15 protein-coding genes are annotated in these 22,801 nt (G+C 70.2%); 10 read left to right on the top strand and 5 right to left on the bottom strand.

Annotated features, from left to right (window positions below):
- Positions 1 to 120: 120 nt before the first annotated feature.
- A complete protein-coding gene (locus tag ACFYTS_RS35020; RefSeq protein ID WP_387309537.1) occupies positions 121 to 2,433 on the bottom strand; it encodes an arylsulfatase in 2,313 nt (770 codons plus the stop codon).
- Between the two features lie 138 nt (positions 2,434 to 2,571).
- Here ACFYTS_RS35020 and ACFYTS_RS35015 point away from each other — a divergent pair, with 138 nt between their 5' ends.
- From ACFYTS_RS35015 to ACFYTS_RS34995, 5 genes are all read left to right on the top strand, one after another.
- On the top strand, positions 2,572 to 4,158 hold the full coding sequence (locus tag ACFYTS_RS35015; RefSeq protein ID WP_387309536.1) for an ABC transporter substrate-binding protein: 1,587 nt from the start codon (positions 2,572 to 2,574) through the stop codon (positions 4,156 to 4,158).
- Positions 4,155 to 5,114 carry an ABC transporter permease gene (locus tag ACFYTS_RS35010; protein ID WP_387309535.1) on the top strand — a complete coding sequence of 320 codons (960 nt, stop codon included), beginning with the start codon at positions 4,155 to 4,157 and terminating at the stop codon, positions 5,112 to 5,114. The genes ACFYTS_RS35015 and ACFYTS_RS35010 overlap by 4 nt, the downstream gene beginning before the upstream one ends.
- Positions 5,111 to 6,154, top strand: coding sequence for an ABC transporter permease (locus ACFYTS_RS35005; protein ID WP_387309534.1), 1,044 nt, complete (start codon positions 5,111 to 5,113; stop codon positions 6,152 to 6,154). The genes ACFYTS_RS35010 and ACFYTS_RS35005 overlap by 4 nt, the downstream gene beginning before the upstream one ends.
- Positions 6,151 to 7,833, top strand: coding sequence for a dipeptide ABC transporter ATP-binding protein (locus ACFYTS_RS35000; protein WP_387309533.1), 1,683 nt, complete (start codon positions 6,151 to 6,153; stop codon positions 7,831 to 7,833). Before ACFYTS_RS35005 ends, ACFYTS_RS35000 begins: the two co-directional genes overlap by 4 nt.
- Positions 7,834 to 8,040: 207 nt before the next feature.
- On the top strand, positions 8,041 to 8,823 hold the full coding sequence (locus ACFYTS_RS34995) for a helix-turn-helix domain-containing protein (protein ID WP_387309532.1): 783 nt from the start codon (positions 8,041 to 8,043) through the stop codon (positions 8,821 to 8,823).
- Positions 8,824 to 8,849: 26 nt separating this feature from the next.
- On the opposite strand, the gene ACFYTS_RS34990 is transcribed toward ACFYTS_RS34995, so the two are convergent.
- Positions 8,850 to 10,598 carry an NTP transferase domain-containing protein gene (locus tag ACFYTS_RS34990; protein WP_387309531.1) on the bottom strand — a complete coding sequence of 583 codons (1,749 nt, stop codon included), beginning with the start codon at positions 10,596 to 10,598 and terminating at the stop codon, positions 8,850 to 8,852.
- A 354-nt stretch (positions 10,599 to 10,952) separates the two neighbouring features.
- Between ACFYTS_RS34990 and ACFYTS_RS34985 the strand changes: the two genes are divergently transcribed.
- A complete protein-coding gene (locus ACFYTS_RS34985) occupies positions 10,953 to 11,783 on the top strand; it encodes a helix-turn-helix domain-containing protein (RefSeq protein WP_357286995.1) in 831 nt (276 codons plus the stop codon).
- A gap of 43 nt (positions 11,784 to 11,826) precedes the next feature.
- Here ACFYTS_RS34985 and ACFYTS_RS34980 read toward each other — a convergent pair whose 3' ends face one another.
- Positions 11,827 to 12,681, bottom strand: coding sequence for an alpha/beta fold hydrolase (locus ACFYTS_RS34980; RefSeq protein WP_387309530.1), 855 nt, complete (start codon positions 12,679 to 12,681; stop codon positions 11,827 to 11,829).
- A 251-nt stretch (positions 12,682 to 12,932) separates the two neighbouring features.
- Between ACFYTS_RS34980 and ACFYTS_RS34975 the strand changes: the two genes are divergently transcribed.
- Positions 12,933 to 13,367 carry a hypothetical protein gene (locus ACFYTS_RS34975; protein WP_357286990.1) on the top strand — a complete coding sequence of 145 codons (435 nt, stop codon included), beginning with the start codon at positions 12,933 to 12,935 and terminating at the stop codon, positions 13,365 to 13,367.
- A gap of 44 nt (positions 13,368 to 13,411) precedes the next feature.
- Positions 13,412 to 13,705: a WhiB family transcriptional regulator gene (locus ACFYTS_RS34970; protein ID WP_357286987.1), complete on the top strand. Its 294-nt coding sequence runs from the start codon at positions 13,412 to 13,414 to the stop codon at positions 13,703 to 13,705.
- A gap of 103 nt (positions 13,706 to 13,808) precedes the next feature.
- Here the strand turns inward: ACFYTS_RS34970 and ACFYTS_RS34965 are convergent, their stop codons facing one another.
- Both ACFYTS_RS34965 and ACFYTS_RS34960 read right to left on the bottom strand, forming a co-directional pair.
- The gene (locus ACFYTS_RS34965; RefSeq protein WP_357286984.1) at positions 13,809 to 14,108 is read right to left on the bottom strand and encodes an MGMT family protein; all 300 of its coding nucleotides are present in this window, start codon (positions 14,106 to 14,108) and stop codon (positions 13,809 to 13,811) included.
- Between the two features lie 18 nt (positions 14,109 to 14,126).
- A complete protein-coding gene (locus tag ACFYTS_RS34960) occupies positions 14,127 to 14,903 on the bottom strand; it encodes an alpha/beta fold hydrolase (RefSeq protein WP_387309529.1) in 777 nt (258 codons plus the stop codon).
- A gap of 151 nt (positions 14,904 to 15,054) precedes the next feature.
- Between ACFYTS_RS34960 and ACFYTS_RS34955 the strand changes: the two genes are divergently transcribed.
- Both ACFYTS_RS34955 and ACFYTS_RS34950 read left to right on the top strand, forming a co-directional pair.
- Positions 15,055 to 18,660, top strand: coding sequence for an ATP-dependent helicase (locus tag ACFYTS_RS34955; RefSeq protein WP_387309539.1), 3,606 nt, complete (start codon positions 15,055 to 15,057; stop codon positions 18,658 to 18,660).
- Positions 18,657 to 22,697, top strand: coding sequence for an ATP-dependent helicase (locus ACFYTS_RS34950; RefSeq protein WP_387309528.1), 4,041 nt, complete (start codon positions 18,657 to 18,659; stop codon positions 22,695 to 22,697). The genes ACFYTS_RS34955 and ACFYTS_RS34950 overlap by 4 nt, the downstream gene beginning before the upstream one ends.
- The last annotated feature ends 104 nt before the right edge of the window (positions 22,698 to 22,801 follow it).

Raw genomic sequence — 22,801 nt, 5'->3', positions numbered from 1 at the left:
CACGCCGAACGAAGTAGAGTCCGCCTGGTTCGCACGGAACAAAACAGCCTGAGAAATCAAACCCTCACTGTCCGAGAACATTCCAGCCCCTCACTCTTGATCTCTTGATCTCTGAGTCTCTTACTCCGCGACCAACTCCGCCTCACTATCCAACGCCTGCCGCGTCTCTTCGGAAACCCCCACAGCCCCCGGCTGATACGTCACAGCCCGAACCTCCCCGCTGTACCGGAACACACCCCGGCGCTCACGGAGATCCCACGACACCGGCCCACGCGCGTCAACCCCGACCGAGATTCCGGTCCATGGTGACATGCCCACGAGCTGTACCTGGCCGGGCAACTCGCCCGCCCGCACCCCGTCGATGCCCAGCGTGAAGTCCCACCGCAGGTGCGGCCGGACCGTCGCCGACAGGGTGAGAAGCCGACTGCCCTCGGGGATTTCGCCCGCGTCGAGGGTGGCGTACCGCCCGTAGGCGTTGTAGCCGAAGATCAGTCGCCCGTTCTCGATGTAGAGCAGGTAGCCGCCGAGCGGGTCACCGTGCGCGACCAGGACGCCCTCGTTCCCGGCCCGATAACCGGAGAGTTCGACGGTGACGGTGAAGTCGCGGTAGGCGATGAGCCGCTGGGAACGGTATCGCTCGAGCGTGGGCGTGCCCGGCAGGATCCGGACCGGATCGGCGAGCCGCGCCTCCTCGGGCCGTCGCCGTGCCAGATCCCCACGAGTGAGCAGCGGGAAAACCGTGTTGCGCCAGGCGGCTTCGTCCCACGAGGCGGCCAGTTCGGTCACCTTGTCGGGTAGCTGCCCGGATAGGTCGTGCAGCTCGGTCGGGTCGGTGCGGACGTCGAAGAGCTGCCAGCGCGGGTCGTCGATGTCGCGGCCGGGCTCGTGCAGAGCGAGCAGTTTCCAGCCGTCGCGGTAGAAGCCGCGATGCCCGGTCATCTCCGAATACTGCTCGACATGCTGGGAGACCGCAGAAGGATCGTGCAGCACCCGCGCGGCGGAGACCCCGTCGAAGTCCTTGGCGGGCAGCCCGTTACGGACGCTCGGACGCTCCAGGCCGATCAGGTCGAGCAGCGTGGGAGCCAGGTCGGTGATGTAGACGTACTCCTGGCGCACCCCGCTGTCGCCGTCGGTCCGCGGCAGCCCCCGCGGCCAGGACAGCACGAACGGCACCCGGACCCCGCCCGCGAAGGTCTGGCCCTTGTAGAACCGGAACGGCGTGTTCGAGGCCTGTCCCCAGCCGCGCGGATAGTGCACGCCGAGCTTGGCGGTGCCGATCAGCTCGTCGTCGTGCGGGACGTCACGCTCCCACTCCGGCTCGTCGACCTGGGCGAACTGCGCGAAGTAGGTGCGGGTGCCCTCCGGCCCGCCCTCCGCGGTGCCGCCGTTGTCCGAGGTGAACACGATGATGGTGTTGTCCAGCTCGCCGAGCTGTTCGAGGGTGTCCACGATCCGGCCCAGGCTCTGGTCGATGCTGTCGACCATGCCCGCGTACACCTCCATGTACCGCTCGAACCGCGAGCGCTGCTCGTCGGTCAGCGCATCCCATTCCTGGGCCTCGTAGCCCGGCTCGGTATTGCGCGGCTTCTGCTCGGTCCCGGGCGGGAACAATCCTTGCGCGAGCTGTGAGGCGAATCGGCTCTGCCGCAGTCGATCCCAGCCCTCGCGGTAGCGGCCCCGATACTTGGCCTGATCCTCGGGTTTGGCCTGCAACGGACCGTGCATGGCGGTGTGCGCGAAGTAGAGGAAGAACGGCTTGGTGGCGTCGTGCGCGCGCAGTTCCTTGATGTAGCCGACCGCGTGATCGGTGTAGTCGTCGGTGAGGTAGTAGTCCTCGGGATACTCCTCGATATTCACCGGCGAGCTGTCCGAGATCAGCTGATTCGGGTAGTAGAAGGAGTTCAGGCCCTCCAGAGAGCCGTAATAGCGGTCGAATCCCCGTCGCGTCGGCCAGGAATCGCGCCGCGCGGCCGGATGCAGCGTGGCGTCGCGCACCAGATGCCATTTCCCGACCGCGTACGTCGCATATCCGTTGGCGCGCAGGATTTCCGGCAGCGTCAGCACATCGTCGGCCAGTTCCAGCCGCAACCCTGGATAGCCGGGATCGGCATTGGCGACGAAACCGAAACCGGCGCGGTGGGAATTGATTCCGGTCAGCAGCGCGGCCCGCGACGGCGAGCACAGTGGCGTGGTGTGGAAGTTGGTGAGCCGCAATCCATTCGCGGCCAGCCGATCGAGAACCGGGGTGTCGATCTCCGAACCGAACGGGCCGATATCGCTGAACCCCATATCGTCGACCAGCACCACCACGACATTCGGCGCGCCGGCGGGCGCGACCGGCGGATACTGCCATTCCGGTGTGGAATCGGCGGTGGTGCGGCCGATCTCACCGGAGAAACTCTCATAACCACGGGCATGGGCGGGGACTGACATGCTCCCCAGCAAAGGCCGCCCGCCGGTGTGGCGGCCAGGGTTTCACTCTGGCTGCGTGCAACCGGTGATCCGTCATGCATTCGCGGTTAGCGTCGCCGCACACAATCCAGCGATCGGTCCACACTCGAGGATTTCCAGATGAATTCGTCCCCCGGCGCCCTCCACCGCCGTCACTTCCTGCGCGGCTCGGCCGTCGCCGCCCTGGCGATCTTCGGCGGCGGGGCGCTGGCCGCCTGCACCTCGGCGGTGAGCCGGCCGAAGGGCGGCGACGACAATGCGCAACCCGTGCGCGGCGGGACCCTGAAGTACGGCGTGCTGGTCGACCTCGTCCCCGCCAACCTGCTCACCAATACCGGCACCACGCCGTACGTGGTCGGCCTGGTCTTCGAGTCCTTGGTGCGATACCCGCACGACAAGCTCGAACCACAGCCGCTGCTGGCCAAGAGCTGGACGGTCGCGCCCGACGGCAAGTCCATCACCCTGGAACTGCGCGACGACGTGACATTCCACAGCGGCCGCCCCTTCACCTCCAAGGACGTGGAGTTCTCGCTGCGCACCTACGCCGACCCGAAATGGTCGGGCCAGCTCAAGAGCACCGCCGCCGCCGTGACCGGCATCGACACCAGCGCCCCGCACCGGGTCACGCTCACCCTGGCGCACCCGCTGAGCAATCTGTTCGACCTGCTCGACACCGTGCCCATCCTCGACAGCGAATCGATCGATCAGCTCGGCACCGGCGAGAAGATCATCGGCACCGGGCCGTTCCGGTTCGTGCAGCGAATCCCCAACCAGCAGTTGGTGTTCGAGAAGAACACGAACTACTGGGTGCCGGATCGCCCCTACCTCGATCGGGTCGAGATCGCCATCATCTCCGACAACCAGGCGCAGCTGAACGCCCTCAAGACCGGGCAGATCCACCTCGCCGACGGCGTCACCTACCGCGACAACGAGAATCTGGCCAAGGCCGACGGCTACCGCGTCCACACCTACGAGGGCGCCGAGCTCGAGATCTACGTCGGCGTGAACGTCGCCGACCCGGCGCTGTCGGACGTGCGGTTGCGGCAGGCCATCGCCTACGCGGTCGACCGCGAGCGCATCATCGCCGAGGTGTTCCGCGGCGCGGGCTACGCCGCGAATCTGCCGTGGCCCAAGAACTCCCCGGCCTTCGACGCCGCCCGCAACACCCGGTACTCGCGCGATGTGGCCAAGGCCAAGCAGATCCTGGCGCAGCTGCCCAAGCCGCCGAAGATCCCGCTCACCTACAACACGGCGGTGTCGGCGTACGAGGCCGCCGCGCAGATCGTCCAGGCCAACCTCGCCGAGGTCGGCGTCGAGGTGGAGCTCGCGCCCACCGACAACGCCACCTTCGTCAAGCAGCTGATCGGCGCGCAGTTCCCGGGCCTGTGGATCACCGACCACTCCTGGGCGCAGTTCGTGCCCTCCACCCTCACGGTCAGCGCGTACCCGTTCAACGCCCGGAAGAACGCCTCCCACTTCGAATCTCCCGCCTACGTGGCGGCCGCCGACGCGGCCTGGCAGCTGCCGCAGAGCACCGGCCCGGAGGCGGTCCGCGCCTACCAGGCCTTGAGCGATCAGCTGCTGGACAGCCTGTTCCTCATCGAGATCGGCGTCCGGTACTCGCAGGGCTCGGCGACCCGGAAGCTGCACGGCTTCAACTGGACCAAGCGGCGCGAACTCGCGTTGACCGAGGCGTTCCTGGCATGACCGCCCACCTGCTGCGCCGGATCCCCTCCGCGCTGGCGGTGCTGTTCGGGGCCTCGGTGCTGATCTTCCTGCTGCTGCGGCTGGTGCCCGGCGATCCGGCGACCATCCTCGCCGGAGCCGACGCCACGCCGGAAACCGTTGCGGCCATCCGGCATCAGCTCGGACTGGACCGATCCATCCCCGCCCAATACCTGTCGTGGCTGCGCGGCGTGGTGACCGGCGACCTGGGCCGCTCGTACCTCATCGGCGGCCAGATCTCCGACCTCATCGGCCGCGGATTGTCCAACACGCTCATCCTCGCGGGTGCGGCGCTCCTGCTCGCGGTCGTCGTGAGCCTGGCGGTGTCGGTCGCGTCGGTGCTGTGGGATCGCCGCTGGCTCAACGTGATCGTGGCCGCCGCGAACACGGTCACCGTCGCCATCCCGGTCTTCGTGACCGGTGTGCTGCTGGTGCTGGTCTTCGCCGTGACCATTCCCGTCCTGCCCTCGGGCGGCCTGCCACCGGACGGCTTCCTCACCCGGCCCGACATCGCCGTGCAGTACCTGCTGCTGCCCGCGGTGTGCCTGGCCCTGCCGGTGTCGGCGGCGCTGACCCGATTCCTCACCGAGGCGCTGCGCACCGAACTCGCCAAGCCGTACATCCTCACCGCCCGCGCCCTCGGCGTCCCGCGTCGCCGCATCGTCACCCACGACGCCCTGCGCAACGCCCTGCCCGCCATGCTCACCACCCTCGGTATCCAGACCGGCAATCTCCTCGGCGGTGCGGTCCTGGTGGAGGCCGCCTTCGCGTGGCCGGGTATCGGCCGGCTCATCGAAGAGGGCATCAATCGCCGCGACTACCCGGTCGTCCAGGCGCTGTTGCTGTTCTCGGTGGCGGTGTTCGTGGCCATCCAACTGTTCACCGACATCGCCCACGCGTACCTGGATCCCCGCATCCGCATCGGAGGCCGCGCATGAGCGAGCACACCGTGACCGCAAGCGTCCTGCCCGTGGACCCGGTGGCCGATCCTCCGCCGGGCGCACCGGGGCATCCGCCCGCGAACACGGTGGCGGCGGCGCCCGCACCCGCCGTTGTGGACGTGTCCGACGACGCCGCGCCCGAGTTGCCCGGCGCGACCGGGGCCGGGCAGCGCGGTGCGCCGGGGGCAGCGGCGGAAAGTCCGCTGCGCGTGGCCGATCCGGATCGGTCGCCGCTGCGGGCCTTGACTCGCGGACAGGGGCTGGCCGGAGTGCTGCTCATCGCCGTCATCGCGGGCGCGGCGCTGTCCGCCGGGCTGCTGACGAAATACGCTCCGCTGGAGCAGATTCCGGGGGCCAATCTGCTCGGGCCGAGCGCGGAGCACTGGCTGGGGACCGATCACCTCAATCGGGATGTGTTCACCCGCCTGCTGTACGGCATCCGCGTCGACCTGCTGATCGCCTTCCTCGCGGTGCCGGCGGGCGCGGTCCTCGGCTCGGTCATCGGGCTGGCCGCCACCGTGAATCCGGTCGCGGATGTGCTGGCGCAGCGCGTGTTCGACCTGATCCTGGCGTTCCCGGCGCTCATCTTCGCGATCGCGCTGACCGCCGTCACCGGGCCGGGCGCGCACGCGGTCGCCATCGTGATCATCGCCGCCGAGGTCCCCATCTTCGGCCGGCAGATCCGCGCCGCCGTGCTGGCCGTGCGCGAGCAGCCCTTCGTCGAGGCCGCCACCGTGATCGGCGCGAGCACCACCTGGACCCTGCGCAAACACGTGCTGCCCAATGTGATCGAGCCGCTCGGGGTGCAGTTGGCGCTGTCGTTGTCGCTGGCCGTGTTCGTGGACAGCGCCATGAGTTTCATCGGCATCGGGGTACGGCCGCCGGACCCGTCGCTGGGGTCCCTCATCGCCGAGTCCACCCGCAATCTGGACGCCAATCCGGCCATGGCGGTCGGGCCGCTGGTGGTGGTGTCGGCGCTGACGCTCGGATTCCTGTTGATCGCCCAGGCTCTGGGCCGCGCCCGGAGGGTGATATGACCGCCGAGATCTTGCTCGACATTCGTGACCTGGCAGTACGTTTCGGTGTGCGGGAGGTCGTGCACGGCGTGAACGTCCAGGTGGCGCGCGGGGAGACCGTGGCACTGGTGGGTGAATCCGGCTCCGGCAAATCGCTCACCGCGCGCGCCGTGCTCGGCCTGCTGCCCGCCGGCGCCACCGCCACCGGCTCGGTCCGGCTGGACGGGACCGAGATCATCGGCGCCACCGAGGACGAGCTGCGGCCTCTGCGGGGCACCCGGGCCGCCATGGTCTTCCAGGAGCCGCAGACCGCCCTGAACCCGGTGCGCCGCATCGGAAGCCAGATCGCCGAGGCCCTGCGCGCCCATCGGCCGATCGGCAAGGCGCAGGCCCGCGCCCGCGCCATCGAACTGCTCGGCCTCGTCGACATCCCGGAACCGGAGACGCGGGTCGACTGGTATCCGCATCAGCTCTCCGGCGGGCAGAAGCAGCGGGTCGTGATCGCGCTGGCCCTGTCCGGCGAACCGGACCTGCTGATCGCCGACGAACCCACCACCGCGCTCGACGTCACCGTCCAGGCCGAGATCCTGCACCTGCTGCGGGACCTGCAGCGCCGCAACGACACCGCGATCCTGTTCATCACCCACAACCTGGGCGTGGTGGCCGCCATCGCGGATCGGGTGGTGGTCATGCGGGCGGGGGAGGTGGTCGAAACACAGTCGGTCCGTGTGCTTTTCGCCAGCCCCCGCGAGCAGTACACGCGGGAACTGCTGGCCGCCGTCCCGGTGCTGCCGGAGGACGGCGCGGCGCCGGTGCCCCCGGTGGCCGTGGTGGCCGCCGAGCCCGAGTCGAATGCGGCCGCCATGGCCGACCCCGAACCGGTGCTGCGCGTCCGCGATCTCTCGGTCGTCTACCGCCGCCACGGCAAGAAGTTCCAGGCCCTGCGGGACGTGTCGTTGACGCTGGCCCCGCGCGAGGTGATCGGCCTGGTCGGGGAATCCGGTTCGGGCAAGAGCACTCTCGGCCGCACCGCGCTCGGCCTGGTGCCCGCGACGGCGGGAGAGGTGGTGTTGCAGGGAGTTCCGCTCACCGGGCTACCGGGTCGCGAACTGCGCGGGCTGCGCAAGAACGTCGCACTCGTGCATCAGGACGTGACCGCCTCGCTGGATCCGCGGCGGTCGGTCGAGGACGCGATCGGGGAGCCGCTGCGCGTGCACCGGGCGGCGTCGGGCGCGCTGCTCCGCGCCAAGGTTGGCGAACTGCTCGAATCGGTACGGCTGCCGCGTGAGTACGCCACACGCCGCCCCGGCGAGCTGTCCGGGGGGCAACGCCAGCGTGTCGCGCTGGCCCGTGCGCTGGCTCTGGCGCCGCGCCTGCTGGTGGCCGACGAGCCCACCAGCGCCCTGGACGTCTCGGTGCAGGCGCGGGTGCTGGACCTGTTCGCGGACCTGCGCGCCGAGTACGGATTCGCCTGCTTGTTCATCAGTCACGATCTGGCCGTCGTGCATCAGGTGGCCGACCGGGTGGCGGTCCTGCGAGAAGGGCGTATCGTCGAATCCGGGCCGGTCGACGCCGTGTTCGGCAGCCCGCGCGAGGAGTACACGCGCCGCCTGCTCGACGCGGTGCCCGCCCCGGATCCAGCGCGTTCACGGGAAGCGAAAAACTCTTCCGCGGAACAGTCCCTGGCTTTGGGGGCTTGACGGTAGTTTGGAGATCGGACTTCCCGCCGTCCATCGCCGATCCCGTGTCGCATATACCAACAGGATTATTCGGTGATACTGATTGGATTTGCGGCGCTGAGCAGTTCATATCCCAATCTGTGTAAGTATCCGTCCTGAAGCGGATCTCAGTGGTGCCTCTACGGGGAGGCGAGGTGGGCCATCGAGATTCCGAGAAGGAGGGAACCATTGGGCGCGAGAGCGGCATTCGGACAGGAATTTCGGGAACTCGAAGCACCCACGTTCGGAAACCTGCTGCGGCGGCTGCGTGACAATCGCGGTGTATCCCGCGAACGGCTGGCATTCAATGCGGGCGTAAGCGCCAGCTACATAACGCATCTGGAGAAGGGCGACCGCGGAAACCCGACTCGCGAAGTGGTGACCGCGCTCACCCGCTATCTGGACCGGCTGGTCCCGCTGTCCAGCGCAGACCGCCGCCAGCTCGACGACCTCGCCGGCCTGGGATCGGACCAGGTCCCGTCCCCGGCGGAACTGCGCGCGGTCATCACCCCGGAGATGGTCCGTACCCTCGATCTGCACAGCCCGAATATGGCTGCGCTCCTGGACATCCGGTCGAATCTGCTGGCGTGCAATGCCCCCTGGCACGACGCGTTCCCGGGACTGCCGCGGCACGGCAATATGCTGCGCTGGTTCTTCGGTCACGATCTGGCCGTGAAAGTGATGGTCAACTGGGAGTCGGACGCCCGGCTGATCGCGGGCTGGATGCGCGCATTGATCGGCCGTTCCGGAAATTCCGAAGGATTCGCCGATCTGATCCGGGACCTCGGGGAATTCCCGAAATTCCGGCAGGCGTGGTCCGACGGCGGCGTCGAGTTCGCGCCCCACGTCTTCACCCTGCACATGCGCAACCCGGTCACCGGCGTGCGCCGCCGGGTTTTCGCCCAGACCGGTCGCATCGACGGCGCGGCCTACCCGGGCCAGCTGTTGACCGTTCTCGGTCTGCCCGGCTGAGCCCGGTGGAATGGGGGACGCCGCGCTCAGCCTCGCAGCGGAATGAACTCGGCCAGGGCGCCGTCCTCGGCGTCGGCGGGAACGATCACCAGGCCGTCGCGGTCCAGCAGATCGGCCAGATGGGCCGTGTGCAGCCGCAGGTCGCCCTGGAAGCCGCCACTGGGCAGCGCCTGCGCGGGGACGATGCGGGCCACCGGAGCGGTCAGCTCGGCCGCGTTGGCCAGCGGGCCCAGCACCCGGCGCGCCGGCTTCGCGCCGGTCATGCCCTCCACGGTGGCGCCGATCAGCGCCAGCAGCGTGGAGATGGCCGCGAACGGGTTGCCGGGCAGTCCCAGAACGACTGTGCCGGAGGCCAGTTGGGCGGCCACCGTGGAGCCGCCCGGCCGCAGCCGCAGCCGGCGCAGCAGCACGGCGGACTCGGTGCGGTCCAGCGCGGAGCGCAGCTGGTCGGCCGCGCCGCCGCCGGTCGCGCCGACGATGACGAGCAGATCGCAGTCGGCCGCGGCCGCCAGCACCTCGTCGAAGGCATTCTCGGTGTCGCGCAGGTGAACCCGGTCGATGGTGGTGACGCCGTACCAGGCCAGAATGTCGGGCAGCACCGGGCCGATGGCGTCGCGGGTCTGGCCGGTGTGCAGCGGGCCTTCCCCGCGAATCTCGTCACCGGTCATCACGATTCGCGCCCGCACCGGGCCGCGGACCGGCGCCGCGGTGACCTCCGCGCTGGCGGCCACCGAGATGAGCGCGGCATTGACCGGGGTGCCCGCGGGCGCGACTTCCGCACCGGGCAGCCAGTATTCGCCGCGGCGGCGCACATCCTCGCGGATCGGCGTGTCCGGCAGCCGGTACAGGGTGCCGTCGTCGTCGATGTGCACGAACTCGTCGCGCACCACCGAACTGGTTCCGTCGGGCACGTGCGCGCCCGTCGCGATGCGGACCGCTTCGCCGTCCAGCAGGCCCACCGGCCGCTCACCGCCGGCGAATCCGATATCGCGGCGCAGCTGCCAGGGCCCGTCGCCGCTGACGGCGTACCCGTCCATGGCCGACACGTCGAAACGCGGCAGCGCGTCCGCGGCCAGCAGCGGGGCGGCCAGGGTCGCCCCGCGCGCCGCGCGCAGGGTGGCGCGGCGCGCCGGCAGCGGGGAGATGCTCCCGCGCAGCACATCCCGCGCCTCGTCGAGCCACAGCGGTTCGGCCGAACGGACCGCGCCGGTGCGCGCCCGGCGCACATCCTCGGGAGTGTCGCAGTCCTCGACTCCAGGCAGCGCGACCATGGCGGTGTCGACCGGCACCAGCGCCTTCATCGGCCGATTCACCAGGGAATCCAGGGATTTCAGCGCCGCGTCCAGGGCGGCGCGGCGCCACACCCCGACCAGGTATTGCGGGCGGCCCGAGGCGTCGGCGGCGAACACCGCGTCGCTCCCGGATTCCCTTGCGTGGGACAGCAGTTCGCTCACCGCGGCGGCGGTGAGGAACGGCATGTCGGCGGCCAGCACCACGATCAGCCCGGCCGGGAACTCACACCCGGCCAGGGCGCCCAAGCCCGCGGCGATGGCGGCGACGGGGCCCGCCCCGGCCGGTATCTCCTGTGCCTGAAGTACTTCCGGCGGCAGTTCGGGCCGGTGCGGTCCGACCACGACCGTGCGCGCGCAGCCGGCCACCGCGGTGAGCGCCGCGTCGAGCATGGATTGCCCGCCCACGACCAGCGCGGGTTTGTCCACACCGCCCATCCGGCTGGCCTTTCCTCCGGCCAGCACGATGGCGTCGACGGGTGTCACGATCCCGTTCCAGGGTGGGGGCGTGTCAGGGCCTCACTGCGCATGGTTGAAGATCGTAGTGGCACGCTGTTCAAGGGTCGCCGGGCACGCCGGAAACCTGCGCTTGCTAAGCAATTGCCGATAGTCGTTACGTTATGAGATGTGGCACGACACATAGTAGAAATGGTCTTGTTTTAACCTTCGGAACAATCGCATATGGCAGTATCCGAGTCGAGAACTGGCGGAGTATGCGGCGTTCGTCACAGTTCGCACCAGGCGTCACACCGGGTCCCACTGTCCGGAACCAGGAGGACTCAGAGCGATGAAGGTTGGTTTGCTGAGTGTTTGTGGAGAGGGAACGGCGTGGTGCTGGGCGTGAAACCGGATAGGGACTCGGACGATCTGAAGCCGCCGACCTTCGGATTGCTGCTGCGCCGGTTGCGTGATGCGCGAGGCGTATCGCGCGAAAGACTCGCCTTCAACGCCGGGGTGAGCGCGAGCTACATCAGCCATTTGGAGAAGGGCGACCGTGGCCACCCCACCCGTGAAGTGGTGGACGCGCTGCTGCGATATCTGGACCGAATAACCCCGCTGTCCGCCGTCGAGCGTCGCCATCTGCTCGATCTGGCCGGACTGGGCGTGAGTGAATTCCCCACCGTGGAGCAGCTGCGCGCCGAAATCACCGACGACATGCGCCGGGCCCTCGAGCTGCACGAGCCGAATCTGGCCGCCTACGTCGATACGCGCTGGAATGTGCTGGCGTGCAACGAAAGTTACGCGCGCGCATTCCCCGGGCTGGAGCGCGACACCAATATCCTGCGCTGGTTCCTGGGCAACGACGCGGCGCGTGAGGTGATGGTCGAGTGGGAGGAAGAGGTCCGGCTCACCGTGCACTGGTTGCGCGGGCTGATCGCGAGCTCCGGAGATACCGCCTGGTCGGTTGAATTTCTCGCAGAACTCGGACGTTTCGGACTTTTTCGGGAAATGTGGGACGAGGGCGTCGCCGCCTACGGACGGCCCCGCGCCACCATGCGCCTGCGCGAGCGGGAGACCGCCCGGCGCTTCGATATCGCGGTCCAGCTGTTCAGCGTCTTCAACGCCGCCTATCCCAGCCAGATCCAGATCTTCCTCGGGATTCCGAGCTGGCACGAGGCCGGGACCTCCCCCGATGGGACCGCGTTCGGCGATGGCGCCGGCCTGCCGTGACCGCCATGGGCACGGCCCGCAGGGTTGCCGCGCGCTCGACCGGCTACTGCGCGGCCTGAACTTCGCGCGTGGCCCGATTCCCGCGCATGGCCGGCCACGGCGCCGACCGCGCCCGCTTGCTCTCACGCCGCGCGGTGCACTGCTCGACCAGCCGGATCAGCAGGGGCGCAACGACTTCCGGATGGGTCCAGGCCGCACCGTGCCCCGCGCCGGGGATGGTCACCACGCCGTCGGCTCCGGGCAGCCCGGCGGTGAGCGCCTCGGATTTCTGGGATGTGCTGTTGCCGTCCTGGCTACCGCGCACCACCAGCGCCGGGGCGGTGATCTCCGATAGTCGGTGCAGTACCGAGCGCCGGTCCATCAGGCAGCGGGCCGCGGGCATGATGGCCGTGCGGTCGGAGCTGTACCAGCGGCTGGTCCAGGCTCGCCACTGCCGCGGATCGGTGCCGCCGATGAGTTGCGGGGCCAATTCGGCCACCAGTGGCGCCAGTGGTTCCTCTCCGCTCCAGCGTTCGAAGAATTCGCGATAGTAGGCCAATTCTGCGGGCGTGCACGCGGTGGCCTCGGTATCGATCAGGGCGAGCCCCTGGACGCGTTCGGGCGCCAGCAATGCCATGCGCAATGTGGAGTAGCCGCCCTGGCTCATTCCGCCGATGACCGCGCGCTCGATTCCGAGTTCATCGAGCACGGCCAATCCGTCGGCCGCGAGATCCCAATAGCTGAACGGTTCGCCATCGGGTGTCTGTGTCCGTCCGTGGCAACGCGCGTCGACTGTTACGAGATTGATACCGGCGGCTGCCAGGGATTCGCGCATCGGATCGAACATCGACTCGTCCATGAAGAAACCGTGGGCGAGCAGTAGCGTGGGGTCGCTGACCTGGCCGGTGGTGTAATGCACTGTTGCTGAACCTGATCGCACATAAGGCATGGTCAGACCATAAACGGCGGAACACGCCACTCCCTATATGTTTGCCCGCGTGGTGCCAGGCACCCTGCGGTGCGGTTCCCGGCGGGTACCCACACTGGCCAGTGTCAGTACTGCTAGGGGTTTGCCCCAGATTGCCCCAAAACTGGACAACAAGATCACGGGGCCATTTAAATCAGCGCATGGCGCTTATGGGACAAGCGCATTTTCAAGGGAGGAAACAAATGTTCGACGTCACCACTGCCCGGCGGAACGACTTCCGGATCGACCGCGGCGCGGGATTGCGGGAGTCGCTCGAAGGCCTGTTGCTTCATGACGGTGTCGGCCTCGATGCCCGTATGCGCCACGCGATCGCCGCGGTCGTTCACCTCGCGGTCGACGCGCCGCTGGGCATTCCGGAGGACGCCGAGGAATTCCTGGGCCGGCTGGACGCCTCGTGGTTGTTCGCCGCGTGGAATGACAGTGATCAGGAACTTTCTCTTCTGAATACCCTCGCGGGCGGCGAGGTTCCGGCATTGAGCTGGTGTGAACTCATGTTCACCACCGCGCTCGCGCCGTGGTCGGCGGCACCGGCGGCTGTGCACGCCCGTCGCATCTTCGTCAATGGTGAGCAGGCGCGGTTGGCTGCGGTCAGTGGTGACTGCGGCATAGGTCGATAAAAACCATACCGCGCGTCTTTCTTTCTGATACTTGTATTGAAGGGATGAGGATAGTGAAGCTGCTTTTCACCAATTTCGATGCCATGTTCGAATCTCTCGCCCGCCGGGACGGAGCCGACTCCGAATCCTGGCACCAGCAGGCCCTGTGCACCCAGACCGACCCCGAGGCATTTTTTCCCGACAAGGGCGGCTCCACTCGCGAGGCCAAGCGCATTTGCTCCTCGTGCGACGTCCGCAAGGAATGCCTCGACTACGCGCTCGCCCACGATCAGCGTTTCGGCATCTGGGGCGGACTCTCGCCGCGCGAACGCCGCCGGTTCGAGCGCGGCGCGGCCTGATGGCCCTTCCGGCCCGGCGATTTCGTCGATCCGGCCGGAGTTTTTCCATGATTTTCGTTTGTAGGGAACAGAATTCCTCCGTGGCCCGGGGCCGGTAGCCGGTTCAGTCTTCGAACCGGAACCGGGCCCGCCGCAAGTCCACGCGATCCCCGGCCAGCGGGCAGCCCTCGGCGGCCAGCTGGGCCAACTGCCGGTGCGCCAAATGTGGTGCGGGCGTGCCGTTTGCGCGCAGCACCCGATGCCACGGCAGATCGGCGGCGTCGGTGCGCATGATCCAGCCCACCGTGCGCGGTGTGGACAAGCCCGCCGCGGCCGCGATATCGCCGTAGGTGGCGACCCGGCCGGGCGGAATCGCCGCCACCAATTCCCGCACCCGCTCGATTTCGGCTTCGGTGGTGGGCATTTCACGCCTTCCGTGAGATCAGAGCAGAGTGCGGACCAGTTCCGCGGTCCGCGCGGGGCGCGCCTGCGACACCATGTGGTCGCAGTCGAAGTCGTGGACGGTGAGCCGGTCGCCCAGATGCGCGGTCAGCGCCGCCCGGAAGTCCGGGGACACCAGCGGCGGATCCACCTTCATCGCCTGCACCATGACCGTCGGCAGATGACGCGGCGGCAGCACGAAGTCGCGCGCGATCTCACCCCAATAGGCGATGATCGCGGGCAGCGTCATCCGCCAGCCGACCCGGCCGTGCGCGGTCGGCACCAGATGCTCGGCCAGCTCGGCGTCCAGCACCGCGGGATCGACCTCGCCCCACGCGGTCTCCAGCTTGTCGAAACGGGCCTGCTCGACACTCTCGTAATCCGGCGACGCCAGCATGGAGGTCGCGATGCCCAGCATGCGCTCGGCGTCCAGGCCGATGGCCGGATCCAGCAGCACCAGACCGCGCACCAGCTCCGGTCGCCGATGCGCCAGATGCACCGCGACGGCCGCGCCGAACGAATGCCCGAGCGCCACCACCGGTTCGCCGGTCCCGAGTTCCGGCAATGCGGTGAGATCATCCACGATCGCCTCGAAATCCCACGGCGGCACGCCGGGCGACCTCCCGTGCCCGCGCAGATCCGGTGCGATGATCCGGACGTCGGGGAGATGTTCGTCGGCCAGGGCCTGCCAGCGCTTGCCATGGCCCGTCAACCCGTGCAATGCCAGCACGACCGGACCGGTCGGGGGACCGAAACGATGAGTATGAAGCTCCACCACACGCCCATTCTGCTGCCTGCCCGCGCCGCAGGACATCGCGGTCCGTGCCCGCCCTGGTTGATCATGAACGCCTCGTGGAATGTGACAGGCGGCACGGACAACTCATGGCAAACGAAGACTGTCGGGCCGGTCTGTTGAAATAGCCGACGTGATGCGATCGGATAGCTCGGTGCAATTGGTGCGCCGAGCCGAGGCGGAGACACTCCCCCGGGAGTGGGACCCCGCCCTCCGGCCGCTCTTCCACGAGCTCGGCGCCGACCCCGGCTGGCAACCCTGGCACGTGCTCGGCGGGCCCGGCACCGGGAAGACCACGCTGCTGGCCGAGGTGGCCGCCGCCCGCATCCTGGCCGGGGCCGCGCCGGAATCGGTGCTGGTGCTCACCTACACCAAGCGGGCCGCCACCGCCGTGCGCGCGGCCATCACCGCCCGCGTCGCCGCGGCCGCCGGCGATCCGGCCGGGTTCGATTCCACCGCGTTCGATCCGGACGTGGCCGGCGTGCCCGGCGCGACCCGGGGGCCGCTGGTGCGGACCGTCCACTCCTATGCCTTCGGCCTGCTGCGCTCCTTCGCGGCCGCCCACGGCAATCCGCCGCCGCGCCTGCTCACCGGATCCGAACAGGACATCGTGATCCGCGAACTGCTGCGCGGCGACCTCGCCGACGGCGCCGCCGGATGGCCCGAACGCCTGCATCCGGCCCTCACCGCGGCGGGGTTCGCTGAACAATTGCGGGACCTCATGTTGCGGGCCACAGAACGCGGTCTGGGACCCGAGGATCTGATCGAACTCGGCCGCGAACATCGTCACCCCGAATGGGTCGCCGCCGGCTATTTCGCCGAACGCTACGAGCAGATCATGATGCTGCGCTGGTCGGTCGGCATGGACGTGCCCGAGGCCAGCGCACCCGCCCTCGATGCCGCCGAACTCGTCACCGCCGCTCTCGACGCCTTCCATGCCGACCCGGAACTCCTTGCCGCCGAACGTGATCAGCTGCACTGCGTGCTCACCGACGATGCCCAGCATCTCGATCCCCATGCCGCCCAACTGATCCGCCTGCTCGGCTCCGGCAACGCCACCACCATCATCGCCGCCGATCCGGACCAGGCCGTCTACACCTTCCGCGGCGCCGACCCCCGCTTCGCCGCCGATCCCGGCACCCCGGCCGACCGTCGCATCATCCTCCGCCGAAACCACCGCTCGGCCACCGCTGTCCAAGAAGTAGCCGACCGCATCGCCTCCCGCCTCCCAGGCTCCGCGACCCATCGCACTCCGCCCGGCCCGCACGCCGAACCCACTCGCGACGGGGCAGAGCGTTCGAACGGCGCGCGGACCATCACCGCGCCCGAAATGCCCGAAATGTACTCGGGTGCCGCGCACATCGAGGGCGAAGTGCGGGTGCAGGTCCTCACCACACCGGCCAAGGAGGCGGCGCTGATCGCCGACCACCTGCGCCGTGCCCACCTCACGCACGGCGTGCCCTGGTCTCGGATGGCCGTGATCGTGCGGTCGGTCCCGCTGTCCCTGGGCCCGCTGCGCCGGGCCCTGCTCGCTGCCGGGGTGCCGGTCCGGCAGCCGCCCGCCGATGTCCCGCTCGCCCGGCGGCGGGGCGCGGCCTGGATGTTGTTGGCACTGCGCGCGATCACCGCCGGTGACCCGACCGCCGTCCGGCGCCCGCGACCCATCGCCTTCACCGCCGACGACGCGCTCGACCTGCTCGCGGGCCCCCTGGGCGGCGCCGACCAGATCAGTCTGCGCCGGCTGCGCCGCGGCATCCGGCGCACCGTGATGGAGCTCGGCTATCCACAGCGTGACGACGCGGACGCCGCAGCCACAGCGCCCGAACAAGCGGCGGAACCTGTTGTGGTGGAGTCTGATTCGAGCCGCGAGCGCGAGCCCTCCGACACGCCTGGTCCGGCCGACCCGGCCGCCCGACCCGCCGCGCCGCCGCAAGGGCTCGCCGCTGACTTCGACGGGGGTGCCGATCGTTTCGCCGATCTGGACCGGTCGTCAGCCGAGATCCTCCGGGATCTGCTGGTGGGAACCGGGAATCGGGTCCTGCTCGAGAAGCTGACCACCGTGGAGGCCGCGCCCCTGCGGCGCGTGCTGAAGGCGCTGGGCCGGGCGCGGAAGCTGCGGCGCGAGGGAGCCGGTCTCGAGGACGTGATGTGGGGCGTGTGGACTGCCTCCGCCCTGGAACGGCGCTGGGTGGGCCAGTCCGAGCGCGGCGGCGCGGGTGGCATACAGGCCGATCGGGACCTCGACGCGGTGGTCGGGCTGTTCGAGGCCGCTGCGGCGTACGTCGACCGGCTGCCGCGCGCCACCGTCGAGGGCTTCGTGGAATACCTCGAGCAGCAGGTGATTCCGCAGGACAACGCGCCGATCACCGACCCGGGCGAGGCGGTGACCATCTGCAGCGCGCACGCGGCCGCGGGCCAGGAGTGGGACACCGTGGCGGTCGCCGCCGTCCAAGAGGGGATCTGGCCCGACCTGCGGCTGCGCGGCACCCTGCTGGGCGTCGAGGAACTGGTGGACCTGCTCGCGGGCGTGGGCGGCTCGGGAGAGAGAGTCAGCCGGTCCGCGCCGCTGCTGGCCGAGGAGCGGCGGCTGCTGCTGGTCGCGTGCAGCCGGGCCCGGCGGTCGCTGCTGGTCACGGCGGTCGAATCGGTCACGGGGGACCAGGATCTGGTGCCGTCGCGCTTCCTCGGCGAGCTGGACGCCGACGCCGCCGACGGACGCCCGGGCAAGATTCCACCGGCCGTGGACCCGGGCCGCGCCCTGGCCATGCACGCCCTGATCGCCGAATTGCGCACCGCCGCTTGTGATCCCGAGTCCGCGCCGGAACGCCGCGCCCGTGCGGCCCGGCAACTGGCGCGGCTGGCCCAGGCGGGCGTGCGGGGCGCGCACCCCGACGACTGGTACGGCACCGCCGAACTCTCCTCGGTGAATCCGTTGTGGGACAGCGAATCCGGTGTCATTTCCCTGTCCCCGTCCACCGTCGACCAGCTCGAGACCTGCCCGCTGCGCTGGGCGCTGGAACGCCACGGCGGCAGCGACGCCGAGAACCCGCACGCCCTCAAGGGCAATCTGGTGCACACCTTGGTGCAGGCGCTGGCCGGGCAGGTCAGCGAGATCCAGGTGAAGCAGGCCCTGGTGAAGGCGTGGAAGAAGGTCGACCCGACCGCCCGCGACGGCGAGAACTGGCATTCCCGGGCGGAATTGCGCCGCACCGAGACCATGGTCGACACCTTCCTGGCCTGGCTGCGCAATACCCGCGACGAGCTCACCGCCATCGGCGTCGAGGTCCCGGTGGACTGCGTGCTGCCCGCCCGCGGCCCCGGCGAGGTGCCGGTGCGGATCACCGGCCGCGTGGACCGGGTGGAGCGAGATGCCCTGGGCCGCTTCGTCATCGTGGACGTCAAGACCGGCAAGACCCCCATCTCCAAACAGGCCGCCGAGGAGCACGCGCAGCTGGCCACCTACCAGGTCGCCGCCGCCGAGGGCGCGCTCGGCGAGGGCGAACCCGGCGGCGCGCGCCTGGTCTACGTCGCCAAACCCAATGCCAAGGAAGGCGCCACCCAGCGCACCCAGCCGCCACTGGACGCCGCGGGCGTCGACAGCTGGCGCGACATCGTGCACCACGCCGCCGACGCCTCGAAGGGTCCCAGCTACCTCGCCATGCGCAATGACGGCTGCCGCCACTGCAAGGTGGCGGGCAGCTGCCCCGTGCAGGACCGCGGCCGCCAGGTGACCGACGAGTGACCACCGCATCGAACCGCGAACCGGAGGCGGGCGACGACCGGGCCGCCGGAGGCCGCGTCACCCCGCGCCAACTGGCCGACGCGCTGGGCCTGCCGCCGCCCACCGACGAACAGGCCGCCGTCATCGCCGCCCCGCCCGGCCCCACCCTGGTGGTGGCGGGAGCGGGCGCCGGCAAGACCGAGACCATGGCCGCCCGCGTGGTGTGGATGGTGGCCAACGGCCTGGTCGAACCCGATCAGGTGCTGGGCCTGACCTTCACCCGCAAGGCCGCCCAGCAGCTCACCACCCGCATCCGCACCCGCCTCGCCCGGCTCGCGGGCGCGCCCGTCGTCCGTGACCTCGACCCCACCGGGCACCTGCGCGCCCAGCTCGCCGCCGCCGAACCCGAGATCAGCACCTACCACTCCTACGCGGGCCGCCTGCTCACCGAGTACGGTCTGCTGCTGCCGGTCGAACCCACCGCCACCCTGCTCACCCAGACCCAGCTGTGGCAGCTCGCCTACCGCGTCGTCTCCACCTGGGACGGCGATCTGGACACCGATCGCAGCCCCGTCGGCGTCACCGAAGCCGTCCTCGCCCTGACCGGCCAGCTCGCCGAACACCTGGTCCATCCCCGCGAATTGGCCACGGCCCACCTGGAATTGGAGCGCCTGGTCCACACCCTCCCCGCCGGGCCCCGCCAGAAAGGCGGCCCCAAACGCGCCCTCACCGACATCGTCGAAGCCCAGCGGGAGCGGGTGGCCCTGCTCCCACTGGTGGACCGCCTCGCCGAGGAACTGCGCCGCCGCGGCGCCCTCGACTTCGGCGCCCAGATGTCGCTGTCCGCCCGCCTCGCCGCCACCCACCCGGAAGTCGGTGTGGCGGAACGGGACCGCTTCCGCCTGGTCCTCCTCGACGAGTACCAGGACACCGGCCACTCCCAGCGCATTCTGCTCTCCTCCTTGTTCGGCGCGGCCGCCATGGGCCCGGAATCCACTGTCCCGTCCGGTGATACGGCCACGGCCCCGCTGTCCGGTGATACGGTCGCGCTGTCGAACGACCGTGCCGCGGCGCCGGCCGGCGGCGCGGGGCACCCGGAGCGGGGTCGGGAGAACGGTCGAGACCCGGTGCGGCGGCCCACCCGCGCCGATGACGCCACCGGCCCCGGCGAACCGGCCGACTCGACCGCCGCGCGAGCACGGCGGCAGCCGCTGGCGGTGACCGCCGTCGGCGACCCCATGCAGTCGATCTACGGCTGGCGCGGCGCCTCGGCGGCCAATCTGCCGCGGTTCACCACCGACTTCCCCAGCGCGCCAGGGATTCCCGCGCCCGTGCTGCCGCTGCTCACCAGCTGGCGTAATCCGCCCGAAGCGCTGGATCTGGCCAACCTGGTGTCGGATCCGCTGCGCGAGCGGGCGGCGCGGGGCGGGGGAGTGACAGTGGACGCGCTGCGGCCCCGGCCCGACGCCACCGACGGCCTGGTAGCGCTGGCGCTGGCGGAAACCGTCGCGATGGAACGGGAATGGGTGGCCGAACGGATCGCCGCCGAATGGGCCGAGGCGGCCGAGGCCGAGAACCCGCCGCCGACCTCCGCGGTACTGGTGCGGCGCAATGCCGACGCCGCGCCGCTCGCCGAGGCGCTGCGGGAGCGCGGGCTGCCGGTGGAGATCGTGGGCCTGGGCGGGCTGCTGCACACGCCGGAGGTCGCCGATATCGTCGCCACCCTGCGCCTGATCGCCGATCCGGCCGCGGGCAGCGCCGCGGTGCGCCTCCTCACCGGCGCGCGCTGGCGCATCGGCGTCTCCGATATCGCGGCCCTGTCCCGCCGCGCCCGCGAGCTGTCCATTCGCCGCCCGGCCGGGCAGACCGACGCCATCACCGACACCGCCACCCTGGACGAGGCGCTGCGTGAGGTCGCCCCCGAACCCGCCGAGAAGGCGGGCCTCGGCGACGCCATCGCGGATCCCGGTGAGGCGGAACAGTATTCGCCGCAAGGCTTCGCGCGCATCGTGGCGCTGGGCCGGGAACTGGGCGCGCTGCGCGAACGCTCCGGACAGCCGCTGGCCGAGCTGGTCGCCGACGTCGAGCGCACCATCGGCGTAGGCGTGGAGACCCAGGCCCGCCGTACCCACGCCGCCGCCGGGCGCGAACACCTCGACGCCTTCGCGGAGGTGGTGGCCGGCTACACCGCCGACCACCGCTCCTCCCTGACCGGGCTGCTCGATTTCCTCGCCGCCGCCGAGGAGGTCGAGAACGGTTTGGAGCCGGGCGAAGTCGAGGTCGCCCACGACCGGGTCCAGGTCCTCACCGTGCATGCCGCCAAGGGCCTGGAATGGGAGGTGGTCGCGGTCCCGCACGTGGTGGACGGCACCTTCCCCTCCGGCACCGGCACCGCCACCTGGATGGGCGCGCTCGCCGAACTCCCCACCTCGCTGCGCGGCGACCGCGCCCAGGAGGACGCCACCGATGGCGTGCCCGTTCTGGACCTGGCCGACCTCTACGACCGCGCCGACCTCGAACGCGCCCTCGACGAACACAAGAAGGCCCTCGCCGCCCGCCGCCTCGACGAGGAACGCCGCCTGTTCTACGTGGCCCTCACCCGCACCGAACGCGCCCTGTTCGTCTCCGCCCACCACTGGGCCGAGACCGGCTCGAAACCCAAGGGCGCCTCCGGGTTCCTGCTCGAACTGAAGAACGAGACCGAGACGCCGGGCTCCTCGCTGTCCGGCGGCGTGCAGATCGACCGCTGGGACGACCCGCCGCTGCCCGGCACACCCAACCCCTTCACCGACAATCCGCAGACCGCCACTTGGCCCCGCGACCCGCTCGGCGCCCGCCGCGAATTCGTGGAAGAGGGCGCGGCCCTGGTCAAGGCCGCCCTCGACGTGCTGCGCGACGAATCCCGGCCCGAACAGATCGAACTCGACTTCGGCCCCGGATTCGCCGCCACGGCAACCGATCCCGAGACCACCGCCGGCGCGTCGGGCGACCCCGACGACGAGGACCCCGAGGGCTGGGCCGAGGACGTCGACGCCCTCATCGCCGAGCACCGCGCCGCCGAACAATCCATCCGCGAGGTCGAACTCCCCGGCCAGCTCGCCGCCACCGCCCTGGTCGACCTGCGCGCCGATCCCGCGAAACTCGCTGCGCGCCTGCGCCGTCCGCTGCCCTACCCGCCCAGCCCCTACACCCGCCGCGGCACCGCCTTCCACGCCTGGCTGCAACGCTGGTTCGCGGGCGCCCGCCTGCTCGGCTTCGAAACCCTGCCCGGCGCGGCCGACACCGCCGACACCGACGCCGACCTGATGCGCCTCCAGGAAGCCTTCCTCGCCTCCCCGTGGGCCGACCGCAATGCCGTGGAAGTGGAGATCTCCTTCGAGACCACCATCGCGGGCACCGTGATCCGCGGCCGCATGGACGCCGTCTTCCGCCGCCCCGACGGGGCCTGGGTGATCGTGGATTGGAAGACCGGCGCGGAACCCCGGCGCGGCGAAGAGGATTCGGTCTCCGTGCAGCTGGCTGTCTACCGGCTGGCCTGGGCCCGGCTGGAAGCCGCGCGGAGCGGCCGCCCCGAAGCCGACGTGCTGGCCGAGACCTTCGCGGCCTTCCACTACGTCCGCTCCGGTCGCACCATCGCGCCCGCGCACCTGCCCGGCCCGGCCGAACTCGCCGCCATCATCACCACCGCGGCTCCCCGTCGCGCGCCGCAGGCACCGCCGCTGCCGGACGAACCCCCGCTGCCGGACGAACCGGACTACGACGACCCCGGGCCCACCGAACCGGTCGAGGTCGAATTGCTGCGCCCCCGACCCGCTTCGGCGCGTCCCGGAACGCCGGAAGGCGCCACACCCTCGGCGCGCCCGGGCTCAGAAGCGCCACTCGGCCCGGATGCGCCGCCGGACTTCGAGCCGCCCGCGGACGCGGACACGGGTTCCCGGTCCGGCACACTCCGGGATCCCTTGCCCGACTTCGACATCCCGCTGTCCGACTTCGATTTCCCACCGGATTTCGAGCCGCCGCCGGACCCGGAGTACCTGCCGCCCGACCTCCAGGGATGAGTCCTGGTCGCGGTCCGAGTTCGCGACGCGCCCCGCTGGGAACCGCCGCGCCTTGTTTCGCCCGGTACGCTCCGGACCTGTGCCGCTGCCAGAAATGCCAGAAA

The organism is Nocardia sp. NPDC004151 (assembly GCF_042874235.1).
In the GTDB taxonomy this organism is placed as follows: Bacteria; Actinomycetota; Actinomycetes; order Mycobacteriales; family Mycobacteriaceae; genus Nocardia.
Note: the sequence above shows the minus strand (reverse complement) of the source record. Positions and strands in the feature narration are given on the sequence as shown.

What these genes read in the sequence shown, in the direction of transcription:
- ACFYTS_RS35020 (WP_387309537.1), bottom strand. Translation starts at nt 2,433, where the DNA reads ATGTCAGTCCCCGCCCATGCCCGTGGTTATGAGAGTTTCTCCGGTGAG.
- ACFYTS_RS35015 (WP_387309536.1), top strand. Translation starts at nt 2,572, where the DNA reads ATGAATTCGTCCCCCGGCGCCCTCCACCGCCGTCACTTCCTGCGCGGC.
- ACFYTS_RS35010 (WP_387309535.1), top strand. Translation starts at nt 4,155, where the DNA reads ATGACCGCCCACCTGCTGCGCCGGATCCCCTCCGCGCTGGCGGTGCTG.
- ACFYTS_RS35005 (WP_387309534.1), top strand. Translation starts at nt 5,111, where the DNA reads ATGAGCGAGCACACCGTGACCGCAAGCGTCCTGCCCGTGGACCCGGTG.
- ACFYTS_RS35000 (WP_387309533.1), top strand. Translation starts at nt 6,151, where the DNA reads ATGACCGCCGAGATCTTGCTCGACATTCGTGACCTGGCAGTACGTTTC.
- ACFYTS_RS34975 (WP_357286990.1), top strand. Translation starts at nt 12,933, where the DNA reads ATGTTCGACGTCACCACTGCCCGGCGGAACGACTTCCGGATCGACCGC.
- ACFYTS_RS34970 (WP_357286987.1), top strand. Translation starts at nt 13,412, where the DNA reads ATGAGGATAGTGAAGCTGCTTTTCACCAATTTCGATGCCATGTTCGAA.
- ACFYTS_RS34965 (WP_357286984.1), bottom strand. Translation starts at nt 14,108, where the DNA reads ATGCCCACCACCGAAGCCGAAATCGAGCGGGTGCGGGAATTGGTGGCG.
- ACFYTS_RS34955 (WP_387309539.1), top strand. Translation starts at nt 15,055, where the DNA reads ATGCGATCGGATAGCTCGGTGCAATTGGTGCGCCGAGCCGAGGCGGAG.